Source organism: Pseudaminobacter soli (ex Li et al. 2025), assembly GCF_003012705.1.
Taxonomy (GTDB): Bacteria; Pseudomonadota; Alphaproteobacteria; order Rhizobiales; family Rhizobiaceae; genus Pseudaminobacter; species Pseudaminobacter soli.
In genome coordinates, this window is the sequence record NZ_PXYL01000005.1 from 199843 (window position 1) to 218055 (window position 18213).

11 protein-coding genes are annotated in these 18213 nt (G+C 63.5%); 6 read left to right on the forward strand and 5 right to left on the reverse strand.

The annotated features are described in order from the left end of the window. Position 1: 1 nt before the first annotated feature. Positions 2 to 460, forward strand: coding sequence for an NfeD family protein (locus C7I85_RS12595; RefSeq protein WP_106724339.1), 459 nt, complete (start codon positions 2 to 4; stop codon positions 458 to 460). A 205-nt stretch (positions 461 to 665) separates the two neighbouring features. Continuing rightward, complete coding sequence (locus C7I85_RS12600; protein WP_106724469.1) at positions 666 to 2750, forward strand: putative bifunctional diguanylate cyclase/phosphodiesterase; 2085 nt, start codon at positions 666 to 668, stop codon at positions 2748 to 2750. Between the two features lie 18 nt (positions 2751 to 2768). Here C7I85_RS12600 and C7I85_RS12605 read toward each other — a convergent pair whose 3' ends face one another. Further along, a complete protein-coding gene (locus C7I85_RS12605; protein ID WP_106724340.1) occupies positions 2769 to 3767 on the reverse strand; it encodes a KpsF/GutQ family sugar-phosphate isomerase in 999 nt (332 codons plus the stop codon). Between the two features lie 201 nt (positions 3768 to 3968). On the opposite strand from C7I85_RS12605, the gene C7I85_RS12610 reads away from it, so the two are divergent. Further along, entirely contained in the window at positions 3969 to 5633 is a 1665-nt protein-coding gene (locus C7I85_RS12610) for an outer membrane beta-barrel protein (protein WP_106724341.1), read from the forward strand. A 35-nt stretch (positions 5634 to 5668) separates the two neighbouring features. On the opposite strand, the gene galU is transcribed toward C7I85_RS12610, so the two are convergent. Next, positions 5669 to 6574: a UTP--glucose-1-phosphate uridylyltransferase GalU gene (gene galU / locus C7I85_RS12615; RefSeq protein WP_106724342.1), complete on the reverse strand. Its 906-nt coding sequence runs from the start codon at positions 6572 to 6574 to the stop codon at positions 5669 to 5671. A gap of 213 nt (positions 6575 to 6787) precedes the next feature. On the opposite strand from galU, the gene C7I85_RS12620 reads away from it, so the two are divergent. Both C7I85_RS12620 and C7I85_RS12625 read left to right on the forward strand, forming a co-directional pair. Continuing rightward, positions 6788 to 8014: a lytic murein transglycosylase gene (locus C7I85_RS12620; RefSeq protein WP_106724343.1), complete on the forward strand. Its 1227-nt coding sequence runs from the start codon at positions 6788 to 6790 to the stop codon at positions 8012 to 8014. A 115-nt stretch (positions 8015 to 8129) separates the two neighbouring features. Then, on the forward strand, positions 8130 to 9422 hold the full coding sequence (locus tag C7I85_RS12625; RefSeq protein WP_245444917.1) for an SGNH/GDSL hydrolase family protein: 1293 nt from the start codon (positions 8130 to 8132) through the stop codon (positions 9420 to 9422). An 82-nt stretch (positions 9423 to 9504) separates the two neighbouring features. Here the strand turns inward: C7I85_RS12625 and C7I85_RS12630 are convergent, their stop codons facing one another. Further along, positions 9505 to 10959 (reverse strand): glutamate synthase subunit beta, encoded by a 1455-nt coding sequence (locus C7I85_RS12630; RefSeq protein WP_106724344.1) that lies wholly within the window; start codon positions 10957 to 10959, stop codon positions 9505 to 9507. A gap of 114 nt (positions 10960 to 11073) precedes the next feature. Further along, positions 11074 to 15816: a glutamate synthase large subunit gene (gene gltB / locus C7I85_RS12635; protein ID WP_106724345.1), complete on the reverse strand. Its 4743-nt coding sequence runs from the start codon at positions 15814 to 15816 to the stop codon at positions 11074 to 11076. A gap of 609 nt (positions 15817 to 16425) precedes the next feature. Between gltB and C7I85_RS12640 the strand changes: the two genes are divergently transcribed. Next, a complete protein-coding gene (locus tag C7I85_RS12640; protein WP_106724346.1) occupies positions 16426 to 17475 on the forward strand; it encodes a threonine aldolase family protein in 1050 nt (349 codons plus the stop codon). 75 nt (positions 17476 to 17550) lie between these two features. Here C7I85_RS12640 and C7I85_RS12645 read toward each other — a convergent pair whose 3' ends face one another. Then, the gene (locus C7I85_RS12645) at positions 17551 to 18021 is read right to left on the reverse strand and encodes an Hsp20 family protein (RefSeq protein WP_106724347.1); all 471 of its coding nucleotides are present in this window, start codon (positions 18019 to 18021) and stop codon (positions 17551 to 17553) included. Positions 18022 to 18213: the final 192 nt, after the last annotated feature.

Consider the following 18213-nt stretch of genomic DNA (forward strand, 5'->3'; position numbering starts at 1 on the left):
CATGATCGCAAGCCTGATCCAAGAACTGGGGCCATGGAACTGGATGGCGCTGGGTGCGGCGCTGCTCATATTCGAATTGTTCCTGCCCGGCATCTTCCTACTGTGGATCGGGATCGCAGCGATACTGGTCGGCACGCTATCGCTGCAGCTGTGGACCATGGGCTTCTGGACCTGGCAGGTTCAGGTCCTGGTCTTTCTGGTGCTGTCGCTCTTGTCGGCCTATGTCGGCAGCAAGATCATGGCCGCACAGCGCAACGACAGCGACCAGCCGCTGCTCAACCGCCGCAGCGAACAGATGATCGGCCGCACCGCGACCCTGACCGAGCCGATCAGCGAAGGCCGCGGCCGCATCAAGCTTGGGGACACGATGTGGCGCGTGTCCGGTCCGGACCTGCCGGCGGGCGCACGCGTCCGCGTTGTCGCGGCCGAAGATTCGGAACTGGTGGTCGAGGCCCTCTGACCTCGACGACGTACCCCAGCGACGTCAGACTGGCGGTAACCTTTTGGCAACCATCGCAGCCGATGCGCGTCCGCGTCGCCGCCGGTGTCCACATCCGCGTGTCCGAATTTCACGATTTGTTTTTACCTGAGCCTTAGCTGTTTTAGCAGGGTGCAGCGATAGACTTTCCGGACATGGCCGCCCTTTGAACGAAGCGGTGGCATTCATGCGCGTGATTTCCTGCATCGCTACAGAGCACAATCTGTGGCTGGTTCTCCTTGCGGCCTTTGTCTGCGTAAGCGGCGTCGCGGTGGCACTGCGCCTACTGCGAAAGGCCGGAGAGAACCGCGGCGTCCAGAAGGGCGGCTGGCTTTTCCTGACCGCAGTGGCGGCCGGCGCATCCATATGGTGCACGCATTTCATCGCCATGCTCGCTTTCGATGCCGGCGCGCCGATATCCTTCGATCCCATCCTGACCATGATCTCGCTGGTCATAGCCGTTGGTGGCTGCGGCTATGGTTTTGCTGCCGCGCTGTCTCGCAAGATCCGGCTGGCGCCCGAATTCGGCGGCGCTGCGGTGGGCGTTGCGATCGCAGCCATGCATTACACCGGCATGCTCGCCTATCGCGTCGACGGCATTGTCGACTGGGATACGAACTATGTGATTGCCTCCGTCGCCATGTCGGTCGTCTTCGCCTCCCTCGCCATCGGACAGGCAGTGCGTCGCTCGCGGAAATTCTCCGCCTGGGCCGGGCTTGGCCTTTTCACTCTCGCGATCGTGTCGCTCCATTTCACCGCGATGGCGGCCGTATCGGTAACGCCGATGTCGACGCGCATGGCCTTCACCGAGCCTGCTATCCTCCAGGCCATGGCCGTGGCTGTCGCGGTGGTCGGCATGATGATTGTCGGCACCGGCGTGGTCAGCTACATCATCGACGCGCAAACCAGCGAGGAATCCTATCGACGGCTCCAGCATATGGCGCTGAACGACGCGCTGACCGGACTTCCCAACCGCACCAGCTTCAGCAGCCATCTCGACAACGAGATCGAGCGGGCGAAGGAAAATGATAGCAAGCTGGCCGTCATCGGTATCGACCTGGACCGCTTCAAGGAGATCAACGACCTGCGCGGCCACAAGGCCGGCGACGAGGCTCTGAAGCTGGTTGCGCGGAGGCTGACCCGGATGCTCGGCGACGGGGAGTTCGTCGCCCGTGTCGGCGGCGACGAATTTGCGGCAATGAAACGCTTCACCGAGCAGGCGGACCTGCTCGATTTCGTGGCTCGGCTGAAGGACACTCTCTTCCAGCCGATGCGCATCGACGACTTCGACTGCGCCACTGGTGCCAGCATCGGCGTGGCCGTCTATCCGCAGGACGGCGAGAACCAGGAACGGCTGGTGAGCAATGCCGACCTTGCCATGTATCGTGCAAAAGCCGACGTCACACGCGCGATCTGCTTCTATGAGCTTCGCATGGACGAGGCCTCACGCACCCGGCAGACCCTGGCGCGCGACCTGCGCCGGGCCCTCGAGCTCGACCAACTTGAACTTCACTACCAGGTCCAGACGTCGGTCAGCACCGGCGAAATCCGCGGCTTCGAGGTACTGCTGCGTTGGACGCATCCCGAACGCGGGCATGTGCCGCCTTCCGAATTCATCCCGATCGCCGAGGAAAACGGGCTGATCATGGCGATTGGCGAATGGGTGCTGCGCACTGCTTGCCGGCAGGCGGCGTCGTGGGACAAGCCTTACAAGATCGCGGTCAATCTATCGCCGGTGCAGTTCGCGCATCCCGACTTGGCGAGCCTCGTCAAGAACATCCTGACAGAGACCGGCTTCGATGCCCGCCGGCTGGAACTTGAGATCACCGAATCGACCATCATCGCCGACAAGGTGCGCACGCTGCAGACCCTGCGCAGGATAAGGGAACTTGGCGTTACGATCGCCCTCGACGATTTCGGTGTCGGCTATTCGTCGCTGGACACGCTGCGCTCGTTCCCCTTCGACAAGATCAAGCTCGACCGCTCGTTCATGAGCGAGCTTGAGGAAAACCCGCAGGCCAAGGCAATCGTGCGCGCGGTGCTGACGCTGGGCAAGAGCCTGAACATCCCTGTGCTGGCCGAAGGCGTCGAAACCGACGACCAGCTGACGATCCTGCAGACCGAACTGTGCGACGAAGCGCAGGGCTTCTTCCTCGGGCGCCCCAAGCCGGTAGAGCAGATTTTCGGGCTGGAAGGCGCCGATAGCGACGCCGATCAGCAGTTCTCGGGCCGCATGCCCCTTGCACGCATGGCACGCAAGCAGGTCGCCTGAACGAAAGACCTGACTTGTTCAGACCACGCCGATGCGCAGCAGGTCGTGGAAATGCAGGACGCCGAGGGGACGATCATCCTCGGCGACGATCAGCGCATTGATATTGTTGTCGTTCAGCATGCCGATGGCAGCACTTGCCATCATGCGCGGACCGACGGTCTTGGGCTTGCGCGTCATGATGTCCTCGACGGCGAGTTCGCTAAGACTGCGGTGCAGGTTGCGGGCAAGGTCGCCGTCGGTCACGATGCCCGCAAGCCTACCGTCTCCATCGACCACGCAGACGCAGCCCAGGCGTTTGCGCGACAGTTCGGTTATGGCGGAGGGCAGATCCGTGCCAAGCTTGACGACCGGCATGGCCTCGCCCGAATGCATGATTTCGCCGACGCGCATGAGATTTGCGCCGAGCTTGCCGCCGGGATGGAAGGTGCGGAAATGCTCCGGCGTGAAGCCGCGTGCCTCAAGCAGCGCGACCGCTAGCGCATCACCTATGACGAGTTGCAGAACCGTAGAGGTGGTGGGCGCAAGGCCGTGCGGGCAGGCTTCGGCGGCCTTGGGCAGCTTCAGCACCACATTGGCTTCGCGCCCCAGCGCCGAGGTCTCGCCCGACGTCACCGCAATCAGCGGAATGGAAAAGCGCCGCGCATAGGCAATGATGCCCTTGAGCTCGGCGGTTTCGCCCGACCAGGACATGGCAACGATGGCGTCGTCGCGCGCGATCATGCCGAGATCGCCGTGATTGGCCTCGGCGGGATGGACGAAGAAGGCTGGCGTGCCAGTCGAAGCAAGGGTCGCAGCGATCTTCGCGCCGATATGGCCACTCTTGCCGACGCCGGTGACGATCACCCGGCCCGTAATGCCGGCCAGGATTTCCACCGCTTCCGCCAGCGGTTCGGCCAAACCGTTCTCCAGCGCCTCAACCAGCGCCTCGATGCCGGCGCGTTCGGTGCTCACGGTTCGCATCGCCGAAGCGATCGATTCCTGCCTGTCGGGACGACTCTTCAAGGATCCTGCGTGCATGGACGAAGCGATTAGCGTGTCGCAGCAAGTGTGTCCATACCATTGGCGCTAATACACCTGCCTTGCCTCAACGCTCCATTAACCAAGCGCATTTACGGTTCGGTAAGTATGGCGCACCCGCGCCGAACATGCAGTCAGGTGAGAATGCCCCGGGTTCGCCCAGAAAAGAGAAGCCGCTCAGCAAGATGGGCGCTGCCGGCCATGCTCTGCATGTCGACGGCGGCGATGTTTTGCACGCTTCCGGCTGAGGCACAGGACACCGGCCTGCGGGGAAGCCTCAGCGCCACCGGCACCGGCGGCTCGGCCCCTGTACAGAGTGCTGCGCAACCATCGGTGCAAGACCAGTCCGGCGATGCGGAGCAGGATGCGCAGCCGCAATACGACCCCACCAGCACGGGTGCTATTCCCCCCTTGGATCAGGCCGATCCGAACGTCATCGACCAAAACCTGTATTCTCTGCCTGCGAATGCCGAAGACACGTTTGCCGGCGAAACTCCGCCGACGAATAGGCGCAGGCCTTCGGTCGCCCGCCCGAGCGCGCAGGCACCCGTTCCAGCAGCAAATGAGCCGCCGCGGCCCGTCCGCGAGAACATGCGTGTCGACACTGTGGACGAGGACCTCAGAACGTCCGCGGTGCGCATGACGAACGTCAACACCATGGACAATGATGACACCGACCAGCGCGCCCAGCGCGTGCAGGCGATCGAAGGCCTGCGCCGGCGGCAAGACGACCGTCCCTTCGACCCGGTCGGCATGCGCGTCGGTTCTTTCGTGCTGCGGTCCTCGCTGGATCAGGGCCTGACGGCTACAAGCAACGCCAATGCCAGCTATGGCGGTTCGAGCGCGGTCCTGTCGGAAACCGCTCTTCGCCTCAACGCCGTCTCCGACTGGAGCCGGCATGCGGCGGTCGTCAATGCCCATGGCAATCTGCGTCGCACGCTTTCAGGCGAAGAGGTGAAGGACAGCGAGATCGGCGTCGACGCCCGGCTCGATCTCGACCTCGGCGACGAGTTGCGCGCCTTCGGCACGCTCGGCTATCTGCGGCGTCCCGAATCCGCCTCCTCTCCCGCCGCCGTGGCCGGCACGCTCTCGCAGCCGATCCGGCAGACCCTGACCGGCAGCGCCGGTCTCGAAAAGGCGGTTGGCAACGCCCGCTTCGGCATCGCTGGCCGGCTCCAGCACGACATGTATGGCGACGCCGAGCTTTCCGGTGGTGGCAGCATTTCGCAGAGGGATCGCGACTCGACGCTCGCCGCGCTGGTACTGCGCGGCGGCTACCAGATCGCGCCAGCGCTGACGCCCTTCGTCGAAACCGAGATCGGGCGGCGCTTCTACGATCAGAGAGTCGATGCGGGCGGCTATGAACGCTCGTCAACGCTGCTAGGCGCGCGGGCTGGCCTGGCCCTCGACATGGGCGAAAAACTGTCCGGCGAATTCTCCGCCGGCTGGCTGCGCGAGACCTTTGACGACGACCGGCTGACACCGATCTCGGGCCCCGCGATCGCGGCGGCGCTGGCCTGGTCGCCGGAACGCGGCACAATCGTCAACCTCACGGCCACGACCACCGCAGAGGGGGCGACTGGAGCCGGCGAAAGCGGCTCGATCCTGCATGCGGCACAGCTGTCGGCCGTGCGCGAAATCCGCGCCGACCTGACCGCCAACGCCGCGCTCGGCTTTGGCTATCGCGACTATGCCGGCTCGAATGGCTACGACAACATCTTCAACGCCGAACTCGGCGCGGTCTGGTGGATGAACCGCTATGCCGGCCTGACCGGCCGGCTCCGGCATGAACGGCTGCGCAGCAACCTGCCCTACCGCGATTACGACGCCAACAGCGTGTTCCTCGGCGTGACGGTTCAGCGATAGGGACCCCCTCCCCTCGATGGGGAGGGTTTAGTCCATTACCTCGGCATCTTGCGCCGTTCGATCGGACGAAGATCCCGCAGCGAACGTGCCAGCATGTCCACGACATTGTCATGCATGTCGGGGCGCCACAGCGAGAAGGCGACATTGGCCTCGATGAAGCCTTCCGGCGAACCGCAGTCGAAGGTGCGGCCCTGATAGTGATAGCCATAGAAGGGCTGCTGCTTTTCCAGCTTCAGCATGGCGTCGGTCAGCTGGATTTCGTTGCCGGCGCCCTTTTCCTGACCTTCCAGGATCTTGAAGATCTCCGGCTGCAGGATGTAGCGGCCATTGATGTAGAGGTTCGAGGGCGCTGTGCCATGCGTGGGCTTTTCCACCATGCCGGTGATTTCGAAGCCCGAATGCACGTCGGCGCCGCGTCCCACGATGCCGTATTTGTGGGTCTCGGCCGGGTCGCATTCCTGCACGGCAATGATGTTGTTGCCCGTCTGCTCATAGAGCTCGACCATCTGCTTCAGGCAGCTCTGATCCATCTGCATGATCATGTCGGGCAGCAGGAGCGCGAAAGGCTCGTCGCCGACGAGGTCGCGCGCGCACCAGACGGCATGGCCGAGGCCCAGCGGCACCTGCTGGCGCGTGAAGCTGGTTTGGCCCGGAGACGGCTGCAGCCGCTGCAGGCGCGAGAGCTGGTCGTCCTTGCCGCGCTGCGCCAGCGTGTCATAGAGCTCGAACTGGACGTCGAAATGATCCTCGATGACGGCCTTGTTGCGGCCGGTCACGAAGATGAAGTGCTCGATGCCTGCCTCGCGCGCCTCATCGACCACATACTGGATCACCGGGCGGTCGACGACCGTCAGCATCTCCTTGGGAATGGACTTGGTGGCAGGAAGAAAACGGGTGCCAAGGCCGGCAACCGGGAAAACAGCTTTGCGAACTTTTTTCATAGGATCACTCATCCGAGTCGTACGCCGTCGTCTCCTATCACGAGATAAGACATTTTCATGTCGAAATTGATGAATATTGAACACGCCATCGTCAATGACGACGCCAACCGAGGCTTGGGGACGGCTTCATCCCATGAACATCGCCATGGTAAACGAATTGATAACCGCACTGGGCGATGAATGAGTCTTCCTAAGATCCACAAGGAGGGACATATGTTCGTTCGCAAGACCGCAAAGCGCTTCGCGGGTGCCGTAGCAGCTGCCGGCCTGTCGCTTGCCCTGTTCCTTTCGGCAAGCCCTGCCTCGGCCGACGCCGCTTTCCAGCGCTGGGTCGCCGGCTTCCGCAGCACCGCCATGGAGAGCGGCATTTCGGGCGCAACCTTCGACCGCGCCTTCCGCAACGTGCGCGACATCGACCCTGAAGTGCTGGAAAAGGCGCGCTACCAGCCTGAATTCACCGCGCCCGTCTGGGACTATTTCGACAACCGCGTGCATGAGCAGGCTGTGGCAACTGGCCGCGCCATGGCGCGGCAGTGGAAGCCCTGGCTCGACCGAATCGAACACCGCTTCGGCGTCGACCGTAACATTCTGCTCGCCATCTGGTCGATGGAATCGAACTATGGCGAGACGCTCAAGAACGACAAGGTCATGCGCAATGTGGTGCGCTCGCTGGCGACGCTCGCCTATGGCGACCAGCAGCGCTCCAAATATGCCCGCACCCAACTGATCGCGGCGCTGAGGATCCTCCAGACCGGCGACATCGACGAAAGCCACCTGATGGGTTCGTGGGCTGGCGCGATGGGCCACACCCAGTTCATCCCGACCAGCTACCAGCGCTATGCTGTGGACATCGAAGGCAGCGGTAAGCGCGATATCTGGAATTCGGTACCGGATGCGCTTGCCACCGCCGCCAACCTGCTTGCCAAGAATGGCTGGCAGAGCGGTCGCACCTGGGGCTACGAGGTTACACTGCCGGCGACCGGAAAGTTCCCGAACCGCGCGTTGCCGCTGGCCAAGTGGCAGGGCCTGGGCATCACCCGCGCGCGTGGAAAACCGTTCCGCGACGGCTCGGAGATGGCCGAGCTTAAGGTGCTGGACGGGCGCAATGGACCGGCCTTCCTGATGACCAAGAACTTCTCGGTTCTGAAGCGCTACAACAGCTCGGACAAATATGCGCTGGCCGTCGGCCTGCTTGCCGACGAGATCGCCGGCTATGGCGGGCTGGTGCGCGACTGGAATCGGCCTTTCACCAAGCTGAGCTTCGTGGAAAAGCAGGAACTGCAGCAGCGCCTTTCCTCGCATGGCTATTACCAGGGCAAGTTCGACGGCAAGATAGGCGAAGCCTCGCGCAACGCCATCATGGCCTTCCAGGCCAGGGCCGGCATGGAGCAGGACGGCCACCCGAGCATGGAAGTGCTGTCGCTGCTGCGGAGACAGTAGGCGCGTTTCTCGAAAATCGACATCGATTTTCGAGGGATTTGGCCTAAATTCAGAATCTCACGGCGCGTAGCGATCGAGCGCAGCGCCGTGAGATCCGAACGCAAGGGAGCCGGCATTGCTGCCAAGGAAACGGTTTGTCGTTCCAGCCTGGGTGCCTGCGCTGCTTCTGGCCCTGGCCGTGGTTGCGACCGGCTTGGGTGCGGCTGTTCCTCCTGCTCATGCGCAGGACCCCTACTATCGCCCCTGGACACTGCGCAATCTTTTCTCCCCGTTCTTCCAGCGCCGCGAACCGCGCTACTACGAGCCGCCCCCGGGCGAGATGCCTCCCGTCAGGCCAAGAATGCCCATCAAGCCAAAGATGCACAAAGCCCCCGAAGGCGCCGCCAAGCCGCATCGGGTCGTTCCGGCCGAACCGCCGACCCCTGTGGTGGAAAAGCAGGCCGATGCCAAGGTCGTGCTGGTCATCGGCGATTTCATGGGCAGCGGCATCGCCGAGGGCCTGACCACCGTCTATGCCGCGAACGCGAAGGTGAAGGTCGTTGATCGCTCCAAGGGCTCGTCCGGCTTCGTGCGTGAGGATTATTACGACTGGCCCAAGCAGGCCGGCGCGCTGATCGATGCCGAGAAGCCGTCGGTTGTAGTGGTCATGCTGGGCTCGAACGACCGCCAGCAAATGCGCGTCGGCAACGTTTCCGAGGCGCCTCGGACGGAAGGTTGGGACAAGGAATACGAACACCGCGCCCAGGCACTCGCCAAGGCCCTCACCGACAAGAAGGTCCCCTTCATCTGGGTAGGCACGCCGGCTTTCAAATTCTCCAAGATGACCGCCGACATGCTGGCCTTCAACGACGTCTACCGCGCCGCCGCCGAGGGCGCGGGGGCCGAATTCATCGATGTGTGGGACGGCTTCGTCGACGAGAACGGCACCTTCGTCGCAACAGGTCCAGACGTGGACGGCCAGCCGGTTCGCCTGCGCTCGGACGACGGCATCAACTTCACCAAGGCCGGCAAACGCAAGCTCGCCTTCTATGCCGAAAAGCCGCTGAACAAGATCCTCGGCGTCACCAACATGCCCGGCCCGCACAGCGGCGGACCGAACATCCCCTCGCCGGCCCAAAGCCACCAAAAGGCCGCTCCGGTCGACCGCACGCCGCCGATCTCGCTGAACGATCCGGCGCTTGACGGCGACGGCGAGTTGCTCGGGGCACAGATCGGTCCCAAGCGCGGAAAGCCGGACCCGGATACGCCCAGCGACAAGTTGTTGATCCAGGGCATCGCACCCGCCGCCTCACCAGGCCGCGCCGACGATTTTTCCTCGCCGGCAGTCGCTGAGCCTGGTCCTCCCCCGCCGATGAGGACCGTGGCCAAACCTGCCGCGCCAGATGGGGCAAAAGCCGTCGCTCACTGATCCAAGGGGGCAGTACCGCCTCTCACACAAATGAGAAAGGGCGCCAATGGCGCCCTTTTTCGTGTTCGCATGCCGGACCTTGTCAGCGCGGCAGGACGGTGGTGCCCATCAGCGCTTCGTCGATGGAACGTGCGGCCTGACGGCCCTCGCGGATGGCCCACACCACCAGTGACTGGCCGCGCCGCACGTCGCCCGCCACATAGAGGCGATCGACGCTGGTGCGATAGTCGCGGTCATTTGCCTCGACATTGGTCGAGCGGCGGCTGTCGAAGTGGGTCTTCAGCGCCTCACCCAATTCCGCCGTGACGCCACCCGAAATCGGACCGGCGAAGCCGATGGCGATAAAGGCAAGATCGGCGCGGATGACGAATTCCGTGCCGGCGATCGGCTTGCGCTTGTCGTCCACCTCGCAGCACTTCACGCCGGTGAGCTGGCCTTCCTCGCCGATGAACTCCAGCGTGGCGACCTGGAATTCGCGCTCGGCGCCCTCGGCCTGGCTGGAGGAGGTGCGCATCTTGGTCGCCCAATAGGGCCAGACCGCGAGCTTGTTTTCCTTCTCCGGCGGCTGCGGGCGGATGTCGAGCTGGGTCACGCGGACAGCGCCCTGGCGGAACGCCGTGCCGATGCAGTCGGAAGCGGTGTCACCGCCGCCCACCACCACGATATGCTGGCCGCTGGCGATGATCGGCTCGGCATTCCAGGCCACCGAGCCGATGTCCTCCTGCGCCAGGCGCTTGTTCTGCTGGACCAGGAAAGGCATCGCGTCGTGCACGCCTTCAAGATCGCCGCCGGGGATGTTAGCCGGGCGCGGCGTTTCCGAACCGCCGCAGTAGAGCACGGCGTCGTACTCGGCGAGCAGTTCCGACACCTTCTTGTCGACGCCGATATTGACGTTGCAGAAGAAGGTCACGCCCTCGCCCTTCATCTGCTCGACGCGGCGGTCGATGTGGTGCTTCTCCATCTTGAAGTCCGGAATGCCGTAGCGCAGCAGGCCGCCGGGGCGGCTTTCGCGCTCATAGACGTGCACTTCATGTCCGACGCGGCCGAGCTGCTGGGCCGCGGCCATACCGGCCGGCCCGGAGCCGATGATGGCGACGCGCTTGCCCGTCTTCTTTTCCGGCGGTTGCGGACGGATCATGCCCAGCTCATGCGCCTTGTCGGCGAGCGCCTGCTCGATCGTCTTGATGGCGACCGGAATGTCCTCGAGGTTCAGCGTGCATGCCTCCTCGCAAGGAGCCGGGCAGATGCGGCCGGTGAATTCGGGGAAGTTGTTGGTCGAATGGAGGTTGCGGATCGCATTCTCCCAATCGCCATTATAGACGAGGTCGTTCCAGTCCGGGATCTGGTTGTGGATCGGACAGCCGGTCGGGCCGTGGCAGAACGGTATGCCGCAATCCATGCAGCGGGCTGCCTGCTTCTCGACCTCCTTGTCGGACATCGGCAGCGTGAATTCGCGAAAGTGGCGAATGCGATCGGAGGCCGGCTGGTACTTGTGCACCTGCCGGTCGATCTCGAGGAAACCTGTAACCTTACCCATTTCAAAGCTCTTGTTCGTGGGTGGCCGCAATGACGCGGCATCAACGCAATCTCGGTGGAGGCGACGGCATCGGGCGGCACCTCTGCCGCCCGTCGTCGACAGCGAAGGCTGGCGTTATTCCGCCGCCATGCCCATGCGCATACGCTCCATCTCGATGAGGGCGCGGCGATACTCGACCGGCATGACTTTCCGGAATTTCGGCCGGAAGGTCGTCCAATCGTCGAGGATCTGCTTGCCGCGCGTCGAGCCCGTGTAATGCACGTGGTTCGAGATGAGCTGGTAGAGGCGCTCCTCGTCGTGACTGGACATGTCGCCGGAAACGTCGACGCGACCCTTGTGCGCGATGTCGCCGCCATGGTGATGCAGCTTCTCGAGCATGTCGTCCTCTTCCGGAACCGGTTCGAGCTCGACCATGGCCATGTTGCAACGCTCGGCGAAATCGCCTTCCTCGTCCAGCACATAGGCCACGCCGCCCGACATGCCGGCCGCGAAGTTGCGCCCTGTCTTGCCGATGACGACCACCACGCCGCCCGTCATGTACTCGCAGCCGTGATCGCCCACGCCCTCGACGACCGTCACCGCGCCGGAGTTGCGCACGGCGAAACGTTCGCCGGCGACGCCGCGGAAGTAGCACTCGCCCTCGATTGCGCCGTAAAGCACCGTGTTGCCCACGATGATCGATTCCTCGGGCACGATCTTGGTGTCTTCCGGCGGACGGACGACGATGCGGCCGCCCGAAAGGCCCTTGCCGACATAGTCATTGCCGTCGCCGATCAGCTCGAACGAGATGCCACGCGCAAGGAAGGCACCGAAGGACTGCCCGGCGGTGCCGGTCAGCTTCACCGAAATGGTGTCCTCGCGCAGACCCTTGTGACGGAAGCGCTTGACCACCTCGCCAGACAGCATCGCGCCGGTCGAGCGATCGACGTTGCGGATTTCCGTCTCTATGGTCACCGGCTGGCGCGCGTCGAGAGCGGGCTTGGCCATTTCGATCAGTTTGCGGTCGAGCACATCGTCGATCGGGTGCTTCTGCCGCTCGGTCCAGTGCATCTGCTCGGCCGACGCCATGGGCTTGTAGAAGATGCGGCTGAAGTCCAGTCCGCGTGCCTTCCAGTGCTCGATGACGGCGCGCTTCTCCAGAAGATCGGTGTTGCCGATGATCTGATCGAGATGGGTGTAGCCCATCTTGGCGAGCAGCTCGCGAACCTCTTCCGCGACATAGAAGAAGTAGTTGATGACGTGCTCGGGCGTGCCCTTGAAGCGCTTGCGCAGGACCGGGTCCTGGGTGGCGACGCCAACCGGGCAGGTGTTGAGATGGCACTTGCGCATCATGATGCAGCCCGCCGCGATCAGCGGGGCGGTGGAGAAGCCGAACTCGTCTGCTCCCAGCATCGCGCCGATGACGACATCGCGGCCGGTACGCAAGCCACCGTCGACCTGTAGCGCCACGCGACTGCGCAGACCGTTCAGCACCAGGGTCTGGTGCGTCTCGGCAAGGCCCATCTCCCACGGAGAACCGGCGTGCTTCAGAGAGGTCAGCGGCGACGCGCCGGTGCCGCCGTCATAGCCGGCAATGGTAATGTGGTCGGCGCGCGCCTTGGCGACGCCGGCGGCGACCGTGCCGACGCCGACTTCGGAGACGAGCTTGACCGACACGTCGGCCGCCGGATTGACGTTCTTCAGATCGTAGATCAGCTGTGCCAGATCCTCGATCGAATAGATGTCATGGTGCGGCGGCGGCGAGATCAGGCCCACACCCGGCGTAGAGTGACGGGTCTTGGCAATCGTCGCGTCGACCTTATGGCCGGGCAGCTGGCCGCCCTCGCCCGGCTTGGCGCCCTGCGCGACCTTGATCTGCATCATGTCGGAATTGACGAGATATTCCGCCGTAACGCCAAAGCGACCGGAAGCCACCTGCTTGATGGCCGAACGTTCGGGATTGGGCTTGCCGTCGGGCAGCGGCAGGTAGCGGTCCGGTTCCTCGCCGCCCTCGCCGGTGTTCGACTTGCCGCCGATCGTGTTCATGGCACGCGCCAGCGTGGTGTGCGCCTCGCGGGAAATCGAGCCGAACGACATGGCGCCCGTGGAGAAGCGCTTGACGATCTCGGCAGCCGGCATCACCTCGTCGAGCGCCACCGGCTTGCGGCCGGTCTGCTCGGCGAGCCTGATGTCGAACAGGCCGCGAATGGTCTGGGCCCGCGCAGTCTCGCAGTCGATCTGCTCGGAGAATTCCTTGAAGGTTTCCCACGAGCCCTTGCGCACGGCGTGCTGCAGCGAGGCGACCGCATCCGGCGACCAGATATGCGCCTCGCCGCGCATGCGGTACATGTACTCGCCGCCTACTTCGAGCGAGTTGCGCAGGATTGGGTCGTCGCCGAAGGCATCGGCGTGACGGCGCACCGTCTCGGTGGCGATTTCCTCAAGCCCCACGCCCTCGATCAGAGTGGCGGTGCCGGTGAAATACTTGTCCACGAAGTCCGACTTCAGGCCGACGGCGTCGAAGATCTGCGCGCCGCAATAGGACTGGTAGGTCGAGATGCCCATCTTGGACATGACCTTCAGGATGCCCTTGCCGATCGACTTGATGTAGCGGCCCACCACTTCGTGCTCGTCGACCTCCGGCGGGAACTCGCCGCGGCGGTGCATGTCGACCAGTGTGTCGAAGGCGAGATACGGGTTGATCGCCTCGGCGCCGTAGCCGGCAAGACAGCAGAAGTGATGGATCTCGCGCGGCTCGCCCGACTCGACCACGAGACCGACCGCGGTGCGCAGGCCCTTGCGGATCAGGTGATGGTGCACCGCTGCCGTCGCCAGCAGCGTCGGGATATCGATGCGGTCCGGCCCGACCTGGCGGTCCGAAAGCACGATGATGTTGTAGCCGCCGGCCACCGCCGCCTCGGCACGCTCGCACAGCCGCTCGATGGCTGCCGGCATGCCGGCAGCGCCCTCGTTAGCCGCGTAAGTGATGTCGATGGTCTTGGTGTCGAAGCGATCCTCGGTGTGACCGATGGAGCGGATCTTCTCCAGGTCGCCATTGGTCAGGATAGGCTGACGCACTTCCAGCCGCTTGCGGCGCGACGTGCCGACGAGGTCGAAGATGTTGGGCCGCGGTCCGATGAAGGACACAAGGCTCATCACCAGCTCCTCGCGGATCGGGTCGATCGGCGGGTTGGTCACCTGCGCGAAGTTCTGCTTGAAATAGGTGTAGAGCAGCTTGGCCTTGTCCGACATTGCCGAGATCGGCGTGTCGGTGCCCATCGAGCCCACCGCTTCCTGTGCGGTGGTGGCCATGGGCGACATCAGGAGCTTCAGGTCTTCCTGCGTGTAGCCGAAGGCCTGCTGGCGATCGAGCAACGAGACATCCTTGCGCAGTTCGCGCGGCGCCACCGGCTTCAGCTCCTCGAGGATGAGCTGGGTGTTGGCGAGCCACTTCTTATAGGGATGCTTGGCCGCGATCTCCGACTTGATCTCCTCGTCGGAGATGATGCGCCCCTTCTCGAGGTCGATGAGCAGCATCTTGCCTGGCTGAAGGCGCCACTTCTGGACGATGTGCTTTTCCTCGACCGGCAGCACGCCGGCCTCCGAGGCAAGGATCACCCGGTCGTCGTCGGTGACTATGTAGCGCGCGGGGCGAAGCCCGTTGCGATCGAGCGTGGCGCCGATCTGGCGGCCGTCGGTGAAGCAAACCGCCGCCGGGCCGTCCCACGGCTCCATGAGGGCCGCGTGATACTCGTAGAAGGCCTTGCGGTCGTCATCCATGAGCTTGTTGCCGGCCCAGGCTTCCGGGATCAGCATCATCATGGCGTGCGCCAGCGTGTAGCCGCCCTGGAACAGGAACTCGAGCGCGTTGTCGAAGCAGGCCGTGTCCGACTGGCCCTCATAGGAGATCGGCCAGAGCTTGGAGATGTTGTTGCCGAACAGCTCCGAGTCGACCGAAGCCTGGCGCGCCGCCATCCAGTTGTTGTTGCCGCGCACGGTGTTGATCTCACCATTATGCGCAACCATGCGATAGGGATGCGCCAGCTTCCACGAAGGGAAGGTGTTGGTCGAAAAACGCTGGTGAACGAGGATCAGCGCCGTCTCGAAGCGCGGGTCCGACAGGTCCTTGTAATAGGCTCCGACCTGGTTGGCCAGGAACATGCCCTTGTAGACGATGGTGCGCGCCGACAGCGACACGCAGTAGGCGCCGACGTCCTTGTTGTCGTTTTCGGCATAGATGCGGCCCGAGATCACCTTGCGCAGCAGATAGAGCCGGGCCTCATATTCCTCGTCGTCATCGATATCGGGCGTGCGGCCGATGAACACCTGGCGGTGATGGGGCTCGGCGGCGACGATGTTCGGCGCCTTCGACAGCGAGGAGTTGTCTACAGGCACGTCTCGGAAACCGAGGACCGGCAGGCCTTCGGACTGCGCCGACTCGCGGATGATGTCGTCGATATGATCGCGCATGGCCGCATCCTGCGGCATGAACCAATGACCGACGCCATAGTGGCCGGCGGGCGGCAGCTCGACGCCGTGGGCCGCCATCTCCTCGCGAAAGAAGCGGTCGGGAATCTGCACCAGCACGCCGGCGCCGTCGCCGACCAGCGGGTCGGCGCCCACCGCGCCGCGATGGGTGAGATTGTTGAGGATGAACAGACCGTCCTCGACGATCTTGTGCGACTTCTGACCCTTCATGTTGGCAATGAAGCCGACGCCGCAGGCGTCGTGCTCATTGCGCGGATCATAAAGGCCTTGCGCATTGAGGCCGGTGGGAGTTCGCAGGGTAGTTTGGGTGGTAGTACGTTTGGCGGCCATGGCTTTCGTCTGCGCGTGCGCCAAAGGCTGCGTCGTCACAGATGTCGTCATGTCCGTCATCGTCTTCTTCTTTCGATCTCTCCTGCCCTCGCGGGCGTTTCACATACGCTGCCAGGCTGTCGGTCTCATCCGAAGGTCGGCAGCAGCCGTTATAGACGTTCCCCGGCACAGGCATGTCGATTGGATCGCATGCCATCCCCGGCAGATGCGCGAAACGGGCCAATCGGGCCGATGTTCCACACATCAGACGCAGCGACAGCCGGACCAGGCACTATAGCCCAAGTCCGGCAGGTGTTTGCGCGGAAAATAAGACAGCACTGCTGTCCTAATTTGCTTATCGCAGAATTCTTTCCGTCACACAAGACCGATTCACAAAAAATCAGCGCGATGCGCGAAAGAAAATTTCTTCCAATGAAGATGAGGCGAAACTTTCCGCCCGGCCATTTTTGAGGCCATTCTGGGCTGGCGTAGCCGGGCATTCGGAATTTTATGCTCTACAGCGCCGCGCGCCGAAGGGCGCGCAAAGGGCGCTGTAGACTCTGAATCCACGCATAATCCTTTCCAAAAATCGTTTTCGATTTTTGGGGTTATGCGTTAGCTCTTGCGAAATCGCCCCGAAACCGGCCAAGGTCGGCCCGGTTTTCAACTCGCATCCCCCGGAACAAGAACATGTTTTTTGCCTCTGACAACTGGGCCGGCGCCCATCCCAAGATCGCGGACGGCCTTTCGGCCCACACCGCGGGCTTCGCCTCGGCCTATGGCACCAGCGACATCGACCGGAAGGTCGGCGAGCGCTTCAACGAGATCTTCGAGCGCGAGGTTTCGGTGTTCTTCGTCGGCACCGGAACGGCGGCGAACTCGCTGTCGCTAGCGGCCTTCAACCAGCCTGGCGGCGTCTCCTTCATGCATCGCGAGGCGCACATGCTCGAAGACGAGTGCGGCGCGCCCGAATTCCTGACCGGCGGCTCGCGGCTGCGCGCCGTCGATGGCCCGCTCGGCCGCATGACGGCCGAAAACCTCGAACACGCCATGGCCCATTTCGAACCGGAATCCGTCCACTCGGGCCGGCCGATGGCGGTTTCCGTCACGCAGGCCACCGAAGTCGGCACCGTCTACAGCCTGGCCGAGCTCGACGCGATCTCGGCCGTCGCCAAGACGCGCGGCCTGCCGCTGCATATGGACGGCGCGCGCTTCGCCAACGCGCTGGTGGCACTGGACACGACGCCGGCCGAGATGACCTGGAAGCGCGGCGTCGACATCGTTTCCTTCGGCGGCACCAAGAACGGCTGCTGGTGCGCCGAGGCGGTCGTCCTGTTCGACACGTCGAAAGCGCGCGAATTCGGCTTCCTGCGCAAGCGGGCGGCGCAGCTTTTCTCGAAGTCGCGTTTCATCGCCGCGCAGTTCGACGCCTATCTGGCCGACGGCCTGTGGCTGGACAACGCGCGTCACTCCAACGCGATGGCCGCCAAGCTTGCCGATGCCATCGCGGCTTCCGGCAGGGTTCGCCTTGCCTGGCGGCCGCAGGCCAACGAGGTCTTCGCGGTCATGCCCAAGACGACCATGAAGGAACTCAACGACGCCGGCGCTGTGTTCTATCCCTGGAACACGCCGCGCAGCTACACAGACCCGATCGGCGCCGAGGAGACCATGTGCCGCTTCGTCACCAGCTTCGCCACGACCGCCGAGGAAGTGGACCGTTTCGGCGCGCTGATCGCCTGATCCGGAATCGGCCGGCAAGAAAAAAAAGGCGGCGCCCAATGGGCGCCGCCTTGCTCGGGAGGAGCGCTTCAGATTTTAGTGCGCGGCCTTGGCCTCGATCTGCTTGGCCGATTTGTCCACGGAACCGATCTCGATCTTGCGAGGCTTGAGTTCCTCGGGGATCGTCCGCTTGAGGTCGATGTGCAGCAGGCCGTTCTTCAGCTTGGCGCCGACGACATCGACATGGTCGGCAAGCTGGAAGCGGCGCTCGAAAGCGCGCGAGGCAATGCCGCGATAGAGGATTTCGGAGCCTTCGCCAGTGCCTTCATCCTTGCGCTCGCCCTTGATGCTGAGCACGTTACGATGGGCCTCGATGGCGATGTCGGTCTCCGAAAAGCCGGCTACAGCCATGCTGATGCGATAGGAATCTTCGCCCGTACGCTCGATATTGTAGGGGGGATAGGTGGTCTGGCCGCTTTCAGGCTGACCAAGGGAATCGAGCATGGTGAAAAGCCGGTCGAAACCGACGGTCGAGCGATAAAGCGGCGAGAAATCAACGTGACGCATGGTTCTGTTCTCCAGTTGAGCAACATGGTTTGCGTGTGGCCTGCATGAAACCCGTTATGGCGTTTCGGTGCGGTCAGCGGCCCCGGTTGTCGGCGACCGCTCCAGTCATTTGGGTGGCGCCCTGCGAGGTTTCAAGGGCTCGTCTTCGTTGCAAAAGCAGTGCCGCAAACGACGGGCTTCCCAGGCCAGTGC